Raw genomic sequence first — 16,448 nt, forward strand, 5'->3', positions numbered from 1 at the left:
CGTCACGCCTCTCGTGCCTTGTCGAGCAGGCCTGCGATGCCGCGCGGACGGACCAGCAGCACCAGGATGATCAGCAGGAACTGGGTGATCAGCACATACTGGCCGCCAAGCAGGGTCGAGGTCAGCGCTTCGTTGAGGCCGATGATCACAGCGCCGATCACGGCGCCGGGCACGCTGCCGAGGCCACCGACCAGCGCGATGCTTAAGCCCTTCACCATCGGCGTGATGCCGCTGAAGGGCGCGACGTAATAGGTTTGCGCCAGCAGCACGGAAGCCAGGCCAGCCAGCGAGCCGGTCAGGGCCATCACGTAGAAGCCGGTGCGACGGACGCCGATGCCGACGATGGAGGCGGCATGCGGGTTCATCATCATGGCGCGGATCTCCAGCCCACGGCGACTGGAGCGCATCCAGAGCAGGATCAGCGTCAGCAGAACGATCGCGGAGACGGAGGCGCCGAGTTTGTCGGACGTGACGATGACGCCAAAGATGTCGGCATTCCAGTTGCCAAACAGCTTTGGCAAAGATTTCGCGCGCGGGCCGAAATACCAGAGCAGGGCCTGGTTGCCGATCAGGCTGATCGCGAGCGTTGCGATCAGCGCGCGCAAGGGAAAGTTCGGCTTGTCGTGGATCGGGATGAAGGCGAGCAGGCAGACGATCAGCCCGCCGAGCGCACCGGTGAGGATGCCGGCCGCCATCACCACCGCGGGCTGCGCGCTGATGTTGAGGCTGGCGAGCCAGGCACCGTAGCCGGAGAGCGCGAAGATGAAGCCGAACGCCATGTTGACCAGGCCGAGGCTCGACCAGGTCAGGGAAATGCCGATCGCGAGCGTGCCGTAGATGCAGGCGAGCGTGATGGCGTTGGAGAGAACGAAACTCCAGTTCAACGGTGGCCTCCCATCAGGCTCTTCGAGGCCGAGGCTTCGCCCTTCAATTTGCCGGCATGCATGCCGATGATGCGGTCCACCCTACCCTCGAGCAGACCGAGATTCTGCTCGGCGATCACCATGGCCGACGAGCCGAGCTCGACCGCCATCAGCGCATCGACCACGGATTTGCCGATCTTCGGCGCCAGGCCCAGCGACGGCTCGTCGACGAGGAAAAGATCGGCATCCGCCATCAAGCCGCGGCCGATCGCGACCATGCGCCGCTCGCCGCCGGAGAGACGGCCGACGGGAATTGCCATCAGCTTGGTGAGCGGCGGAAAGATCTGCAGGATTCTTTGCTTGCGCGTGGCACGCTCCTTCCAGGCGCGCCTGGTGTAGGCGCCGCTGTCGAGATGCTCTTCCACGGTGAGACCATGAAATATCTCGTCGCCCTGCGGGATCAGCGCCAGTCCGCGGCGGACGATCTGGTGGGTGTAGCGCCCCGGCCCCTGGCTGCGGGTGCGGCCGACCTCGAAGCCGTTGAGCAGGATCGAGCCGCGCTGCCAGCCGGTGAGACCGGCGATCGCCTGGAACAGCGTCGACTTGCCGTGGCCGTTAAGGCCGACGAGACCGATGCGCTCGCCCGGGAACACGGTGAGGTCGAGGTCGTGGATCACCCGCAACGGACCCCAGCCGGCGGACAGGCCGCGGACGTCGAGCACGGCATTCCTCGCAACATCGCTCATCAGTGGACGCCCTCGGCGCCCTCGAACTCGAAATAGGCGGCCTTGACGCGGGGATCGACCAGTATCTGATCGAGGCGGCCCTGCGCGATCATCTCGCCGGCGTCGAGCACCATGACGCGATCGGCCATGGTGTCGAGCAGCTCCATGCGATGCTCGATCAGGACGATCGCAATGTTCAGCTCCTTGGCCAGCACGCGCATGATCTCGTCAAACTCGTCGATCTCCGAATTGATCAGGCCGGCGGCCGGCTCATCCATCAGCAGGATTTTTGGCCGGCGCATCAGCAGACATGTCATCAGCAGCTTGCGCCGGTTCAGCGTTTCGAGCTGGTCCGCCATGGTCAGGCCCGGCAAGTGGAAGGCGACGAGACCGGCGCCCCATTCGGAATCGTCAGGCGTCAGATACGGCCGGTAGGCCTGCCGCGCGGCCTTGAGGACCTGGCCAACGGTCATGCCCTCGGGCACGACCGGCGTCTGATAGGTGCGGCCGATGCCGAGCCGCGCGCGCTGGTGCAGCGGCAGCGCGGTGATGTCCTTTCCCTCGTAATGCACCGTGCCTGACTTCGGCGGCATCCGCCCCGACAGCACCTCGAACAGGCTGGTCTTGCCGGCGCCGTTCGGGCCGATGATGCCGAGCACCTCGCCCGGCTCAACCGACAGCGAGATGCCGTGCAGGATCGAACGGCCGCCGAGATCGAGCGTGATGTCGGAGCAGGCAAACAGTGGAGCGGACGGCATGGTATGGCGCCGCTCACCACCACGGCGCCTTGCGCAAGGCACTCTCCTTCAGCACGTCGGGATAGATGATCTTGTGCTCGGCGTTCTGCACCTGGAAGAACAGCTGCGCCATGCCCTGCTCCAGCTCCTTGGCGCCGATCGCATCCCCCGTGTCGGGATAATGCGCGCATTCCTGCAGCGAATTGTTCATGCTCATGTAGCCGCAAACGCCGCGATACGGCGTCTTGCGCACGAAGTCGCAGACCTCCTTGAACTTGGAGGGATCGCCGACCGCTTCCCATGCGGCCTTCAGGTAGTAGGTCACGTCGTAGCCGTTGCCGGTGTAGCAAAGGCCCATGATGCCGGGGAAACGCTTCTTGTACTTGGCGCGGAATTCCTTGCCCTTGTCGTCGGCGTAGACGCCGAGCACGGTGCTCCAGACGAAGCCTTCGGCGGCCGGTCCCGACAGCTCCAGGAATTCCGGCTGCGAGGGACCGTATTGCAGATAGACCAGCGCGCCCTTGAGCGGATCGGCGCCGAACTGCTTGACGAAGGCGGCGTATTCGGCGGCGACCCAGTGATCGATCATCACGGCGCCGGCGCCGATCTTCTTGATCTCCTGGATCACCGAGCCCCAGTCCTGCACCGGATACTGGATGTCGGTGATGCCTGCGAGCTTGAACTCGCTCTTCGGCAATGCGGATTGCAGCGCTTTCGAGATGGTCTGGTTGTAGGCGATCTGCTCCTGCACGATGTGGACGCCGTTGTTGATCGGCTTCCAGATCCCCTGGTCGCGCATCGCCTTCAGGAACACGGGGAAGGTGTAGCCGTAATGCACTTCCGACGGATCGGTCTGGAAGATGTGGCCGTATTCCTCGGGGTTCTTCGCGAGGATGTCGGTGAAATTGCGCTGGGTCAGGCCCCACAGGAACGGCGCCTTGTAGCGCGCCGAGACGTCAGCGACCGGCACCGGCGTGAACACGAAGGCGCAGGACATCGCGTGCACCTTGGCGTCGATCAGCTTGTTGATCGCGACCTGCCCGCTCTCCGGCGACAGCGGATCGATGTCGACCACGACGGTCTTCAGCGGACGTCCCAGCACGCCGCCGGCCGCGTTGATCTCCTCGATGGCGAGCGTCGTGCCGTTGAGATAGTCTTGGTGGTCGGCGACGCCGGCCTGCGCGGTTTGGGCTGTGGGCACACCGATCAGGATGGGATCGCCTGCCGCCCGCGCGGCACCGGAGATGAAGGGCGCCGGCAGCGTCGCCGCGGCAGCGGCCGCCGGCACTGCTTTCAGGACTCGCCTGCGCGTAAATGTCGTGGTCATCTAGAAGCCCCTCTGCCTGCTGCCGTGACGGTTGCGATGCGGAATGAGGCTAGGTCGGGAACGGCGTGCCCGTCTTTTCGGCGGGCGCACTGTGTTTTCTTCCAGAGTGCACCGAAGCCTTGGGGGGCGACGGTGACGCTGGTACGGTTCTTGAATGGGAATGGGATCGCGTTTCCGCAAAACGAACCTTTGAGCCAAAGCGCCATGACGCAGAGCAACTCATATTCGACGGCCGGAATCGACGGACAGCACAGCATCGAGGCCTGGCGGCAGGCCATGGCCGAGGTCTATTACCGGCTGGATATCCAGTCCACGCATAGCGATCGCTTGCGCGGCGAGCTGATCGACTGGCAATCGGACATCATGGGCGTCTCCAATTTCCGCGCCGACGCCCAGCGCGTGATCCGGCGCAAGGAAGCGGCCAAGGCCGACAAGACCGAGGACTTCGTCTTCCTGTTTCCGACCCGCCACGCCATGCGCTTCCAGCAGCGCGGCCGCGAGGGGCTGGTGCTGCCGGGCAGCGTGTTCCTGGTCAATGCGGCCGAGGCCTATGTGATCGACGTACCCGATGCGTCCGAGAACATCACGATCAAGATCGACCGCGAGCGCCTCGCCGCGCGCGTCGCCGGGATCGACGATCTCTGCGCCACCGCAGACTTCACCAATCCGCTCTTGGTGCCGGCGATCACCACGCTCGGCGAGCAGGTGCTGAAGATGCAGCCCTCCGAGCACAGCGCGCGGATCGAGGACTGCATCATCGACATGCTGTGCCTGATGATCGAATGCCGCGACCAGCGCGACAACAGCGCGCTGATCCGCGAAACGCTCGGCACTTCGCTGTTCAACCGGATCAGCGCCTATATCCGCCGCAACCTCGCCGATCACGCGCTGACGCCGGAACGCGCGGCGGCCGAGCACCGCATCTCGCTGCGCTACCTGCACAAGATCTTCCAGTATCAGGGCACGACGTTCGGACAGGTGCTGCAGGAGGAACGGCTGCAGCAGGCGCATCTGATGATTCTCGCGAGCGGCCAGCGCGGCACCATCAATCTCGGCGAGGTCGCCTATCGCTGCGGCTTCGCCAGCCAGTCGCACTTCTCGGTCAACTACAAGAAACGGTTCGGTATCCCGCCGCGCAGGACGCTGCCGCCTGCAGGCGAATAGCCGTCATTGGTGCGCTTCAGCGCCTCATAGTCCCAACTTTGGTCCATCCGCTCCATATCGGACAGGGCCCGCTGACCACGAGGCGCGCACCCGCACCGGTCTCGCACCATCTCTCCGATCGGAAGCCTTGCAAAATAGGCTCTCAACAGGCCATCGAAAGTCGACTGCGCTTCGCTAACGTTGTCGCGGCTCTCGATGCTTACGCTTTCGGCAATGCCAACCAATACCTGTTGCACCATGGCCTGCCTCCTTGAAGCAGCATGCCCAAACGCCCCTTTTCCCTGTCGCAATCAGGGAGGAAGCCGAGGCGGATCGGCTTGATCCATCGCAATCGCAAGCGCTTGCGCTTACAGATCGACTGCGACGCTCGACACAACGTCATCCCTGTCCTGCATTGCAAGTGAAGCGGTTGCAGTCCTGATAGACGCCTCGACACTCGGAGGGCGGTATTTGTTTCAGGGACAGGCAGCTGCGATAACGCGCGCGACAGGCGTTCGCGCATTGCTTGACCGTTGGAGTTGCTGCGAGGATGAGGTCTCGGTCGCGCGCACCGACAGATGCGGTGCCGGCGACCACGGAAAGCAAAGCGAGAGCCGTTGTGAGTAGCCGAGAAACGGTGTTGGACGATCGCTTGCTATGTTTCATGACACAATCCTGTTTGGGTTGCTGCATAAACCGCGGCCGTGTGAACTCGCACCAAATTAGCTTCGACTCTTCCAGGACGATCCCTCACCTTTCTGAAATCCTTTCATGGCAAGCCAGACGCGACCGAGGAGGACCGAGAAGACCCCGTGCAGCGCGACGGCTGGCCACAGCAGGATGCCGCTCAACTGACCGCCGATTCCCAGATAGCTGAGATAGACTGTCGCCATCACATTGTAGATCAGCAGCGTGCGACAAGATGATGCGAGGCCGACCGACGTGTCGGACGGCCAGGTGGCAATCGACAAGGCGAACAGGGCAAACGCAGTCAGTCGGCCCAGCGCGAGGCCTGCCTCGGAAAATTCCGCTCCGAACACAAGCCATGCGAACAGCGATGGCCGCACGAGCAGAACGAGCCCGGTCGCAGCCGCCTCGACCGAAGCTGTGAGAACAGCCCATTTCGCTGCACCGGGATAAACCGGCCCGGATGTCGCAAGCATTTCGGACTCCGCCGACATGCTCAGCCCACCCGCTTGACGGGCGGGATCTTGTAACTGCCGTCGAGCAGCGGCTTGCTCGGCTGGTACGATCGGATCGTCAGGTTGAACGGAAGGCTTGGCGGGCACGGAAGCCAATTTGCCTCCCTGTCGGCACCGGGCGTCCTGTTCTGGATGTAGATGTCGAGCGATCCATCCGCATTGTACGTCAGTGGCATTCCCGAGAGGACACCGTAGCGGTTGATGGCGTTTCGCACGTAGAAGTTCTCGCGATAGGGCGAGACCGACCAGACTCCAACAGCCGAGGGCGGCAGCTCTCCCTTGTCGAAATGCAGGACGTACTTGCCGGCGCCCTCCAGCACCTTCCCGTCACCGTCGACGAACGCGCAAGGATAGACCGCATCATCCGATGTCAGCGCCCCGAGCCCGAGCCAGGCGATCAGGGCACGGGTGTTGTAGTCGGTGCCGTATCTCCCGAGATTGAGGACGTTCAGCCAGCCGTTGACTCCCTTCATGTCGTACGGCGCGGTCTGGAACTTCAGCCACACCTCTCCCGGCGCCCGGTTCAGGCCCCTGACGATGGCGGGATCGAGCTGAGTGGTGTCAAAATCCTTGCCCGGTTCGATGCCGAACTTCCTGAGCTTTTCGAGCGCCGCCGTGTCGGCCGGATAGGGCGGATTGTCCTTCATCAGCAGTGCCAGACGCTTGAAGAACGTTTCTCCCGTCATCAGGCGTACCTGGTCATAGGGCGTCGCCGTGAGATCCACGGCGGGATCGATCGGGACATCGCCGGGCGGCGTATACGGTTTTCCCCAGGCGCTCAGCGGCGTGAGCTGCAGCTTGTCCTGCAGCGCGTTGATCTCCGGAAAATCCTGCGGGCCTGCGGCCGATATTTGCACCAGCAGCCAGGCAAAGCGTGTGGAGGATCGGTAGACGTCCTTGATGTCCGGCGGCGCGGTGCCGTTCCATTGCGGCCCTGCGACAAGGAAATGGCCGGCGCCCGTGCCGGTGGTGCGACTGCCAAGCGAAGCGAAGTCGTCGGTCCACATGTTCATCAGCTGCATGACGATGTAGCGCCCTTTGGTATCGGGATGCGACGCGACAAGCGGCTCCTTCTCGAGATCAAGGACGGCCCATGACCACAGCGAGTTGACGCTGATGCGCACCACGTCCTTGAAGTCCGGGCTGACATAGGTCCTGATCCGGCCGAACTGGTTGACGGGCGCCTTGTATTCGCCGGATTTCGACGTCGCGTTGAGCACGCCGTTGGTCACGTCCATCAACACCAGCGGGAAGCCGAAAACGTAGCACTCCATGCCAAGCAGGTAGGCCACTTCTTCTTTCACATCACTTTTCAGGCTCGCTAAATCGCCGAACCCGTCTTTGAGAAGTTGCTCCAGCCTTTCCGACCGGCTTTGCGCTTTGCTTGATTCCGGCAACGCGGCAACGGCGCCCAGCGCCAGCGCGCCCAGACCCACGTCACGGCGCCGCAGACTGATCGAATTCGTCCCCCGGCCTGCGTTGTTCATGGCTCCCTCCTTGCCCTCATGCGATGAGATCGTCAGCTGTCAGGGACCTGTCTTGTTGAGCACGGTGCGAAAACCCAGATGCGCGGCCGCGAGATCGAGTTCCTGCGGCTGCCTGGCGGCGGGCCGGTAACGGGAGCAATAGTTCATGGAGCACAGATAGGAGCCACCCTTGATGACGCGGCTCGCCGCTTGGCCGGGAGCCACGCGCAAGCTGATCAGCTCGGGACCTTTTGGATTGCTTGCCATCTCTTTCGAGTGTCCCGGCCTGTACCAATCGCCGGTCCATTCCCAGACGTTGCCGATCATGTCGTAGAGGCCGTACCCATTTGGCGGAAAGCACCCCACCGGCGCGGTTTCGGCATAGCCATCCTCAGTGGTGTTCAGCACCGGAAAGATGCCTTGCCAGACATTCGCGACCGGTTTGCCTTCGGGATCGAAGGCGCTGCTCCAGTCGTCTTCGCTGTCGCGTCCACCCCGCGCCGCGAACTCCCATTGCGCTTCCGTAGGCAGGCTGCGGCCGAGCCACTGCGCATAGGCGAGTGCATCGTCGTAAGCGATATGAACGACGGGGTGGTTTTCCCTCCCCGCGATCGAACTGCCGGGGCCGCGGGGCACGCGCCAGTTTGCACCGGCGACGTATTGCCACCATCGGCCGTCGCTGCCCCTCGCCTCTTTCGGCGGCACAAACACGACGGCGCCCGGAGCAACCATGTCCTGCGGCCAATCAGGATGGTCCTTTGGATCAACCGGACGCTCTGCCAACGTCACATAACCGGTCGCCTCGACGAACTTGCGGAACTGCGCGTTCGTGACCTCATGGCGATCGATCCAGAAGCCATCGACCTGCGCGACATGCCTGAACCGTTCCTCCGGTTGATGACGGTCCGACCCCATCCTGAAAGTGCCCGCCGGAATGAACAGCATTCCCGCGGTCTCGCCTTCCTCGGCGGGAAGCCCCGGATAGGCTGCGCAGCTTCCGATCTCCGCTCCTGATTGCAGGTTTTGTCCGGCGCCGGTTGCGAACGCGGCGAGCATCGCGCCGGCAAGCACGGCGCTCGCGACCGTCAGGATGAGCGGCGTTCGACGGGCCAGAGCCATAGTCAGCCCTCCTGCTCCTTGTTCTACCGGGTGCGGGAACAGCGCAGCCAATTGGCGTGCGCCTTTCCCGTGCTAGTTCTTGCCCTGTGTTTCCGGCTCCGGCTCGAGCTTGAAGGTCAGCTTGCCGATCTTGCCGGTGAACCTGAACGGAGGATCGTAGCGATGCTCCACCAGTGCGACGCCCGTGCGCGTGTCCTGGCCGACGTCGAAGGTCTCATCCTCGGGAAGCGTGATCGGGATGGAATGCTCCATCGAATTCCGGGCCACTTGTTTGCCGTCGACCGACAGCACGCCGGTGCCGCCCTTGCCGAGGCCCGGACCATCAGGCTTGTAGTCGAAGACGATGGTGTGCTTTCCCGGTTCGAGTTCGGGCCCCTCCCAGATCGTCCGCTTGAGATCGAGCAGGTTGTAGAGAAACACCACCTTGCCCCGGCCTGCCCCGAACTCGCCCTTGCTCAGGAACAGGCCGTAGCCGCCGAAACGTCCGCCATGGGTGACGATCATACCCTCCGCTCCGCCGGAGGGGATGTCGACTTCGGCGACAATGGCGTAGCTCTTGTTCAGGATGCTCGGTGCGGCGCTTGCCGGAGTGCCGATCAGTTCGCCCGAGTAAGTGAAGACAGTTCGTCCCGCTGTCAGACTCGGACGTGGCGTATTCCAGCGTGCAAGCGTCGAATTGTCGAGCGGCAGCACGTTGTACTGCTTTGCTTCTGCGTAGAAGAGATCCTGCATCTGCTTGAGCTTGTCCGGCATCCTTGCCGCAAGGTCGGCAGATTGCGTCGGATCCTCCTTGACGTTGTAGAGCTCCCAGTTGTAGCCGGTGATCACATCGGGCGGCGTCGCGGTGCTCAACTCCCACGGCAGGGTTGCCGGCGTTGTCGCCGCCACCCAACCATCGTTGTAGATGGCGCGGTTGCCGAGCATCTCGAAATATTGCGTCTTGTGGCTCGAAGGCGCATTCGCAGCCGCCTTGTCCCACGTATACGCCATGCTCACGCCCTCGATGGGATCCTGCTTGATGCCGTTGACCATGTCGGGCTGCGCGATACCGGCCGCCTCCAGAATCGTCGGCACGATGTCGATGACATGATGGAATTGACGGCGGATGCCGCCGGGATCATTGATACGGCCGGGCCACGACATCACCACGCCCTGGGCCGTCCCGCCGAAATGCGAGGGCACCTGCTTGACCCATTTGAACGGCGTATCCATCGCCCATGCCCAGCCGGCAGCGAAATGCGGGAACGTCCGTTCCGATCCCCAGAACGGATACCAGAGAAACTGGTCCTTCACCGGCACGGGCACGCCGTTGAAGGTCGTGAATTCATTCGGTGTGCCGTTGACCATGCCCTCGGCGCTCGCGCCGTTGTCTCCGCCGATGTAGATGATGAGCGTGTTGTCGAGCTGGCCAAGGTCGTCCACGGCCTGGATCACCCGTCCGATCTCGTGATCGGCGTAAGCGAGATACGCGCCGTAGATGTCCGCTTGCTTGATGAAGAGCTTCTTCTCGTCGAGGCTCAGCGAATCCCACTCCGGCAGTCCCTTCGGCCAGGGTGTCAGGCTCGCGTTCTCCGGCATGATCCCCAGCCGCTTCTGGTTGGCGAAGATCTTCTCGCGCACCTTGTTCCAGCCGTCGTCGAAGAGGTGCATGTCGCTGATCTTCTTGATCCACTCCGGCGTCGGGTGATGTGGTGCGTGAGTGGCACCAGGCACATAGTAGACGAGCCATGGCTTGCCCGGCGCGACCTCCTTGAGCTGCTTGATGTACTGGATGGCTTCGTCCGCCATCGCGGTTTCCAGATTCCAGCCGGGATTGTCGAGGAACGGATAGATCGCCGTCGTGTTGCGGAACAGGTTCGGTTGCCACTGGCTCGCGTCACCTCCGACGAACCCGTAGAAATACTCAAAGCCCATGCCGTTCGGCCACTGATGGAACGGGCCGGCCTGGCTCGATTGATAGGACGGCGTGTTGTGGTTCTTGCCGAACCACGATGTCGCGTAGCCGTTCTCCTTGAGGATCGTGCCGATGGTGCCCTTCTCGATCGGAATGATGGAGTCGTAGCCGGGGTAGCCGGTCGCGATCTCGCCCACGACGCCGTAACCGACCGAGTGATGGTTGCGCCCCGTGATCAGCGCCGCCCGCGTCGGCGAACACAGCGATGTCGAATGGAAATTGGTGTATCGCACGCCGGCGCTGGCGATGCGGTCCATCGATGGCGTCGGGATGACGCCGCCGAAGGTGCTGGGCGCGCCAAAGCCCTGATCATCCGTCATGATGAGCAGCACGTTGGGCGCCCCCTTCGGTGGCACCACGCGTGGCGCCCACCACGGCGTCGACTCCGAGGCCTTTTCCTTGACCACCCCACCGAATTTCGATGGCGGCGGCGGCAGCTGCGTGCCGGTGATGGTGGTGGTGGCGCCAGGCGAGCCCGGAGTGCCCGCCACCTGTTGGGCTGCGAGCGGAGCTGAACCGAAGGTCACAATAGCGGCGACTGCCAGTGCGCTGCGCGGGATTCCCATGACGAGCACTCCCTCGTGACTGCCAGATTGCAAGTGCTGCAGCGGTGGGAGGGCAATGGTTTGATTTAGATCAACAACGCACGAAATCGCACCCAAGGTCCATTCTTAACCGACGTCCTGGCGCCAGCCCCAGCGCTCGGCAAGCGCCAGGCACTCCCGCCAGTGCAGCACGCCGTCCGTCGTGCCAACCCGGCGCAGTGAAGCGGCAGCTGCGGCGTGGGCGAGCGTCAGCGCATCGGCGAGCGTCCAGCCTTCCAGGACGGCATAGAGCATGCCTGCAGCAAAGGCATCGCCGGCCCCGTTTGCACCGGCAATCTCGCCGGCCGGTACACGAACCGACGGCTTCGAAAGCATCTCACCGGAGCGGGTAAGTGCGATCGCGCCGAGGGGAAAATGGACGACAAGGAGCTCCATCGCTCCGGCATCCATCACCTTGCGCGCCGCCTGGCGGCAGGCAGCAAGGTTTGTCCTGCCCTCGCTCTCCGTTGCCATTCCCGCAAGCGCACCGACCTCCACGTCGTTGATGATGAGGAAGTCGAGCAGCGGCAGGCATGGCCGGATAAGGCGGGAAATCGTGTCAGGCGCGGCGGAGACGAGTTCCATGTTGGTGCGGAGACCAGCGGCCCGCGCCTTCTTCAGGACGGCCACCCAGCCGTTGTCTTCAGCGGCAAAGGGCGCGTCCATGCCGGGATGGATTCCTGGAAGACCAAGATGGAGATGGGACGCCCTGGTGCCCGAGAAGTCGAAGAGATCGGGGTTCAGCAGATCGCCGGCACCGGCAAAAAACAGGTGCGTGCGCCGCCCCGTCGCGCGTGACGAGAAGGAGTCCGTGTAGCTTGTTCGCATGCCGGAGGCCACGCGCAGGCGACCACGTTCGATGCCGTGGGCATCGGCTTCAGAAAGCAGCAACTGCCCGTCGTCGTCGTCGCCGACGATGCCGATGGTCTCGACCAGGAAATCGGAATCCAGTTTCTTGAGATCGATCGCCATGTTGCAGGCCGACCCGCCGCCGCGACGCTCCTCCGAAATGATCACGGCCAGACCATCCTCCGACGGCCAATGGTCGACGAGCTTGTTGTGATCGCAGCACCAGGTGCCGGCCGTCAGCACGCCCTTCCGCGCCGCCATCAGCCTGCTCCACCCTTGAGAATGGGATCGGTGACTTCGCTGTCCTGTTCAAGCGGTCGCCTGGCGCGAATTCCGGCCTTTGCGAGGACGTCGTGATAGAGCCGCACCGCCTCGCCCGGCGAGGCCTCGCGCTCGACGACCCGCCGCATCAGGCGAACGATTTCGATCGGCGATTCGGCATACCAGATCTTGCGGCCGAACAGCGCAACCCGCGCGCCGTAGCGCTCCGCCTGTGCGATGAGCTCCATCGTGTCGCGCGTGGTGCCCGCCGCACCGCCCAGAATGCCGACGACGAGGTTCTGGGGATCGAACGACGCGAGCTCTTCCATTGCGCGCGGCCCGTTGTAGCTCATCTTCAGGAACAGAGGCCGTTCGGGCGAGGCCACACCGGCGAGCGCACGGACGATCGCATCGTTCACGTAGAAACCGGGATCGACGCCACCCGTATCGATCGGAAAGGCGGGATTGAAGACCTCAAGAAAGTGGCGCATTCCGCCCGCTTCAGCGTCCTCGCGAAAAGCGGCATAGGCTTCGAGCGTGGCGACATCCCGATCGACGTCGTTGTAGAAGGTGACGGAGTAGAGCCCGAGATCCGCGGCTGCGCGCGCGTGCTTGATACGGGCCGTCCGAAACGGCCGGGCTTGCGCCGTTCTGTAGGCGCCGCCGCGCAGGCTCCAGATGTCGGTGGTGTCGTTCAGCCGCACGGCCGGCGTCACCGGCGTATCGGTGTAGCAGCCATTCGCGTGCAGCATTTCCGCCGAAGAAACCGACGTCAACATGATGTCGACGAGACCGGAGCCAACGATCTCCCGCATGCCGGCGCGATAGTCAGCGACAGGGCGCATGCGATCCGTCGGCTGATTGTCTCGATCGTAGACCGGCCCCGGCGCGCCTGCACCGAAGCCCATGTCGCCGTCCTTGGCATCCGCGATGATGAAATCGACCGGCAGATATTGCCCCGCGCGGATTCGAGCAAGTTTGCGGTCCAGTGACTTCTCGGACATGGATCGTTCTTCCTTTTCTTATGGGTTGATCACCTGGTCGCTCGCAGCCGCGACAAGGATGTCGAGTTCGCCCGCAGCGCCCGGCTTTACCCGCAACGTCTCAAAGCCCGCAATGCTGGGATGAGGCGTCTCCATGGGATGGCGATGTGTCGCGTTGATGACCACGACGGCGGCACCTGCCGCCTCTGCGGCCTGGATGCCGGCGGCGGAATCCTCGAACACCAGGCAGGTCTCGATCGGTTGGCCGAGCCTTTCTGCCGCGAGCAGGAATCCATCCGGCGCAGGCTTGCCAACCCGGACGTCGTGGCTGCACACCAACAGAGCCGGAACCGGCAGACCTGCCGCAGCCAGTCGACGCGTCGCAAGCTCCCTTGAGGCCGAGGTCACGATGCCCCAGCGGTCGGCGGGAATCCGGTCGAGAAAAGCAACGATCCCCGCAATCGCCTGGATGCCATCGATGTCCTCGAGTTCGCCGCGCTCCACGGCGCCAATCTCCGCTGCCAGATCCAGCCCAGGCAGGCCGAGCCGCTGCATCGTCTCGATCGGACGCATGCCGTGGATGGTGGGAAGAAAGGCCTCCACGTCAAGGCCATGTCTGCGCGCCCATGCGCTCCATACCCGCTCGGTGGCCGCGATCGAGCTCAGCATGGTGCCGTCCATGTCGAACAGAATGGCCCTGAAGCGACGTTGGGGAAACAGCGGCTGCAGCGTCTCGTTCATTTGGCCTCGCGTACGGCACATTCGTGCCGCTTCCTGACAGTCATTGTACGCACAAGGCTCAGAGAAGGACCAAGCTTCGGCAATCCGCATGATGCCCTATATTCTCTGTGAGGTCTTCCGATCGAAGATGTGGGCGTTCGCAGGGTCGATCAGGAATGGAACTTCGTCACCAGGTTTTAGAGAGAGTCTTTCCTTGATCACGGCGTCGATCAGATCCTCGTCCGCTTTCGCGAAGATCTGGGTCTCCGCACCGGTGGGCTCGAGCACCGACACCCGGACCGGCAATCCACCCTCGCCGATCGAGATGTGCTCGGGACGGATGCCATAGATCGCCGGCTGCCCATCCTCCATGTTCAACGGACGCATCGGCAGGATCGAGCCGCCGTCGGACATGAACGTCTGGCCGCCATTGCTCTTGGAGATGCGGCCCTTGATGAAGTTCATGGCGGGCGAGCCAATGAAGCCTGCGACGAAGACATTTTTTGGATTGTCGTACAGATCCAGCGGCGCTCCGATCTGCTCGACCCGACCGTCGCGCATCACGACGATCTTGTCGGCCATGGTCATGGCCTCGATCTGATCGTGGGTCACGTAGACGACCGTGGTCTTCAGCCGCTGATGCAGTTCCTTGATCTCGACCCGCATGGCGACGCGCAGCTTCGCGTCGAGGTTGGAGAGCGGCTCGTCAAACAGGAAGACCTGGGGATCGCGGACGATCGCGCGGCCCATGGCGACGCGCTGACGCTGGCCGCCCGACAACTGCTTGGGATAGCGATCGAGGAGCGGAGACAGGTCGAGGATCTCCGCCGCCTTCCTGACCTTGGCGTCGATGTCGGCCTTCGGGATCTTTCTGACCTTCAGGGAGAAACCCATGTTCTCCGCGACTGTGCGGTGCGGATAGAGCGCATAGCTCTGGAACACCATGGCAATGTCACGGTCCTTGGGCAGGAGATCGTTGACGACGCGCCCGCCGATGCTGATCTCGCCCGCGCTGACGACTTCAAGTCCGGCGATCATCCTGAGCAAAGTGGACTTGCCGCAGCCGGAAGGGCCGACGAGCACGACGAATTCGCCGTCGTCGATGTCGACGCTGACGCCGTGCATCACCTGGATCGTGCCGTATCGCTTGATGACGTTCCTGACTTTCACCCCGGCCAATGTCGGTGCTCCCTACTGCGGCATTGCGATCTGCATCTTCACTTCGCCTTTCGGCGCAGAGGCCGCGATTTCGAACGCGCGGACGCTGTCGTCGAATGCGAATGTGCGGGTGATCAGCGGTTTCACGTCGATCGCCCCTGACGACAGCATGGCGACGCAGCGCGGGAAGACGTGGGCATAGCGGAAGATATTCTCCACCCTCGCCTCGCGCACCATGGCCGCGCCTGCGTCATAGGCGATCGGCTGCGACTGGCCACCGATCAGCACCACCCGGCCGCCGGGGCACAAGGGTTCGAAGATGGTCGCGGCCGCCTTGGGACTGCCGGCCGCCTCGAACACGATCTCGACGCCCCAGCCATCGGTGGCCGCGAGGATCACCTTGGCCGCGTCCTGTTTGGTGACGTTGATCGGCGTGATCGGACCGAGACTCGCCGCGATCTCGAGCTTGGCGTCGTCGATATCGGACACGAAGACGCGCGCGCATCCGGCCGCAAGCGCGGCAAGCGCTGTGACGAGTCCGATCGGCCCGGCGCCCATCACGAACGCAAAATCCCCCGGCCTCACTTGCGCTTTTGTCGCGGCATGCACGCCCACCGCCAACGGCTCGACCATTGCGGCTTGTGCAAAGGAGACGTTGTCCGGCAGCTTGAAGGTGAAGGCCTCTGGATGGACGACGGTCGGGCGCAGGATCCCGTGGACCGGCGGCGTCGCCCAGAAGCGGACGGCCGGATCGATGTTGTACATGCCAAGGCGCGTGGCGCGGCTGTTCGGATCCGGAATGCCGGGCTCCATGCAGACGCGGTCGCCGACCTTGAGGGCCGTAACCTGCGAGCCGACCTCGATCACCGTGCCGGAGGCCTCGTGACCCAGGATCATCGGCCGCTCGACCTTGAACGGGCCGATCTGTCCATGCGTGAAATAGTGCACGTCGGAGCCGCAAATGCCCACCGTGTGCAGCTTGACGCGCACGTCGCGCGGGCCCATCGCCTCTTCCCTTTCAATCGGAAAGTCCCTGAGCGAGAGCTTGTGCTTTTCTTCCAGAACGAGCGATTTCATCGGTCAGCCCTTTCGGATAATGAGGATCGCCACGACGAGAGCGATCACGTTTGCGATCCAGAGCGGCAGGCTCGCTTCCAGGAAGCGCATCCAGAACAGCGCCAGCGCGATCCACACCACGATGCTGATGAAGAACCTGTCGAACAGATTGGTCTGGATCGGCAGGAAGCCGGTGCGCTCCGGTTGCTGCGCCGCTGCAAGGGCTTCCTCGTCGGCCTCAATGATATCGATCGGCGCCTCGGGATTTGGCTGGAGATTTGGCTTGGCGGCTGCATCGGTC

At 63.4% G+C, this 16,448-nt stretch carries 16 protein-coding genes; 1 reads left to right on the forward strand and 15 read right to left on the reverse strand.

Annotated features, from left to right (window positions below):
• Positions 1 to 2: 2 nt before the first annotated feature.
• From JQ604_RS09090 to JQ604_RS09105, 4 genes are read right to left on the reverse strand one after another with little or no spacing between them, the layout of a single operon-like run.
• A complete protein-coding gene (locus JQ604_RS09090) occupies positions 3 to 884 on the reverse strand; it encodes a branched-chain amino acid ABC transporter permease (protein ID WP_212355646.1) in 882 nt (293 codons plus the stop codon).
• Positions 881 to 1,609 (reverse strand): ABC transporter ATP-binding protein, encoded by a 729-nt coding sequence (locus JQ604_RS09095; protein ID WP_212355654.1) that lies wholly within the window; start codon positions 1,607 to 1,609, stop codon positions 881 to 883. Before JQ604_RS09095 ends, JQ604_RS09090 begins: the two co-directional genes overlap by 4 nt.
• Entirely contained in the window at positions 1,609 to 2,346 is a 738-nt protein-coding gene (locus tag JQ604_RS09100; RefSeq protein WP_212355656.1) for an ABC transporter ATP-binding protein, read from the reverse strand. Before JQ604_RS09100 ends, JQ604_RS09095 begins: the two co-directional genes overlap by 1 nt.
• 13 nt (positions 2,347 to 2,359) lie before the next feature.
• Positions 2,360 to 3,652, reverse strand: a complete 1,293-nt coding sequence (locus tag JQ604_RS09105) for an ABC transporter substrate-binding protein (protein ID WP_212355658.1) — start codon at positions 3,650 to 3,652, stop codon at positions 2,360 to 2,362.
• Between the two features lie 204 nt (positions 3,653 to 3,856).
• Here JQ604_RS09105 and JQ604_RS09110 point away from each other — a divergent pair, with 204 nt between their 5' ends.
• Entirely contained in the window at positions 3,857 to 4,816 is a 960-nt protein-coding gene (locus JQ604_RS09110) for a helix-turn-helix domain-containing protein (RefSeq protein WP_212355661.1), read from the forward strand.
• On the opposite strand, the gene JQ604_RS09115 is transcribed toward JQ604_RS09110, so the two are convergent.
• The 11 genes from JQ604_RS09115 to JQ604_RS41515 form a co-directional block, all read right to left on the reverse strand.
• Positions 4,759 to 5,055 carry a hypothetical protein gene (locus JQ604_RS09115; protein WP_212355663.1) on the reverse strand — a complete coding sequence of 99 codons (297 nt, stop codon included), beginning with the start codon at positions 5,053 to 5,055 and terminating at the stop codon, positions 4,759 to 4,761. The two genes, JQ604_RS09110 and JQ604_RS09115, sit on opposite strands and share 58 nt — an antisense overlap.
• A gap of 462 nt (positions 5,056 to 5,517) precedes the next feature.
• Complete coding sequence (locus JQ604_RS09120; RefSeq protein ID WP_212355665.1) at positions 5,518 to 5,958, reverse strand: hypothetical protein; 441 nt, start codon at positions 5,956 to 5,958, stop codon at positions 5,518 to 5,520.
• 20 nt (positions 5,959 to 5,978) lie between these two features.
• A complete protein-coding gene (locus JQ604_RS09125; protein WP_212355667.1) occupies positions 5,979 to 7,484 on the reverse strand; it encodes a DUF1254 domain-containing protein in 1,506 nt (501 codons plus the stop codon).
• Between the two features lie 39 nt (positions 7,485 to 7,523).
• Positions 7,524 to 8,633, reverse strand: a complete 1,110-nt coding sequence (locus tag JQ604_RS09130) for a formylglycine-generating enzyme family protein (protein WP_249158141.1) — start codon at positions 8,631 to 8,633, stop codon at positions 7,524 to 7,526.
• 21 nt (positions 8,634 to 8,654) lie between these two features.
• A complete protein-coding gene (locus JQ604_RS09135; RefSeq protein ID WP_212355669.1) occupies positions 8,655 to 11,102 on the reverse strand; it encodes an arylsulfatase in 2,448 nt (815 codons plus the stop codon).
• A 105-nt stretch (positions 11,103 to 11,207) separates the two neighbouring features.
• Positions 11,208 to 12,230, reverse strand: a complete 1,023-nt coding sequence (locus tag JQ604_RS09140) for a carbohydrate kinase family protein (RefSeq protein ID WP_249158142.1) — start codon at positions 12,228 to 12,230, stop codon at positions 11,208 to 11,210.
• Complete coding sequence (locus JQ604_RS09145) at positions 12,230 to 13,234, reverse strand: hypothetical protein (RefSeq protein ID WP_212355671.1); 1,005 nt, start codon at positions 13,232 to 13,234, stop codon at positions 12,230 to 12,232. Before JQ604_RS09145 ends, JQ604_RS09140 begins: the two co-directional genes overlap by 1 nt.
• 18 nt (positions 13,235 to 13,252) lie before the next feature.
• Positions 13,253 to 13,954 carry an HAD-IA family hydrolase gene (locus JQ604_RS09150; protein WP_212355674.1) on the reverse strand — a complete coding sequence of 234 codons (702 nt, stop codon included), beginning with the start codon at positions 13,952 to 13,954 and terminating at the stop codon, positions 13,253 to 13,255.
• Positions 13,955 to 14,050: 96 nt separating this feature from the next.
• Positions 14,051 to 15,112 carry an ABC transporter ATP-binding protein gene (locus tag JQ604_RS09155; RefSeq protein ID WP_212355676.1) on the reverse strand — a complete coding sequence of 354 codons (1,062 nt, stop codon included), beginning with the start codon at positions 15,110 to 15,112 and terminating at the stop codon, positions 14,051 to 14,053.
• A gap of 12 nt (positions 15,113 to 15,124) precedes the next feature.
• Positions 15,125 to 16,168, reverse strand: coding sequence for an NAD(P)-dependent alcohol dehydrogenase (locus tag JQ604_RS09160; protein WP_212355679.1), 1,044 nt, complete (start codon positions 16,166 to 16,168; stop codon positions 15,125 to 15,127).
• Between the two features lie 3 nt (positions 16,169 to 16,171).
• Positions 16,172 to 16,390, reverse strand: coding sequence for a DUF2160 family membrane protein (locus tag JQ604_RS41515; protein ID WP_349631082.1), 219 nt, complete (start codon positions 16,388 to 16,390; stop codon positions 16,172 to 16,174).
• Positions 16,391 to 16,448 lie beyond the last annotated feature (58 nt).

Origin of the sequence: Bradyrhizobium jicamae, from assembly GCF_018130695.1 — a bacterium.
GTDB lineage: Bacteria > Pseudomonadota > Alphaproteobacteria > Rhizobiales > Xanthobacteraceae > Bradyrhizobium > Bradyrhizobium jicamae_B.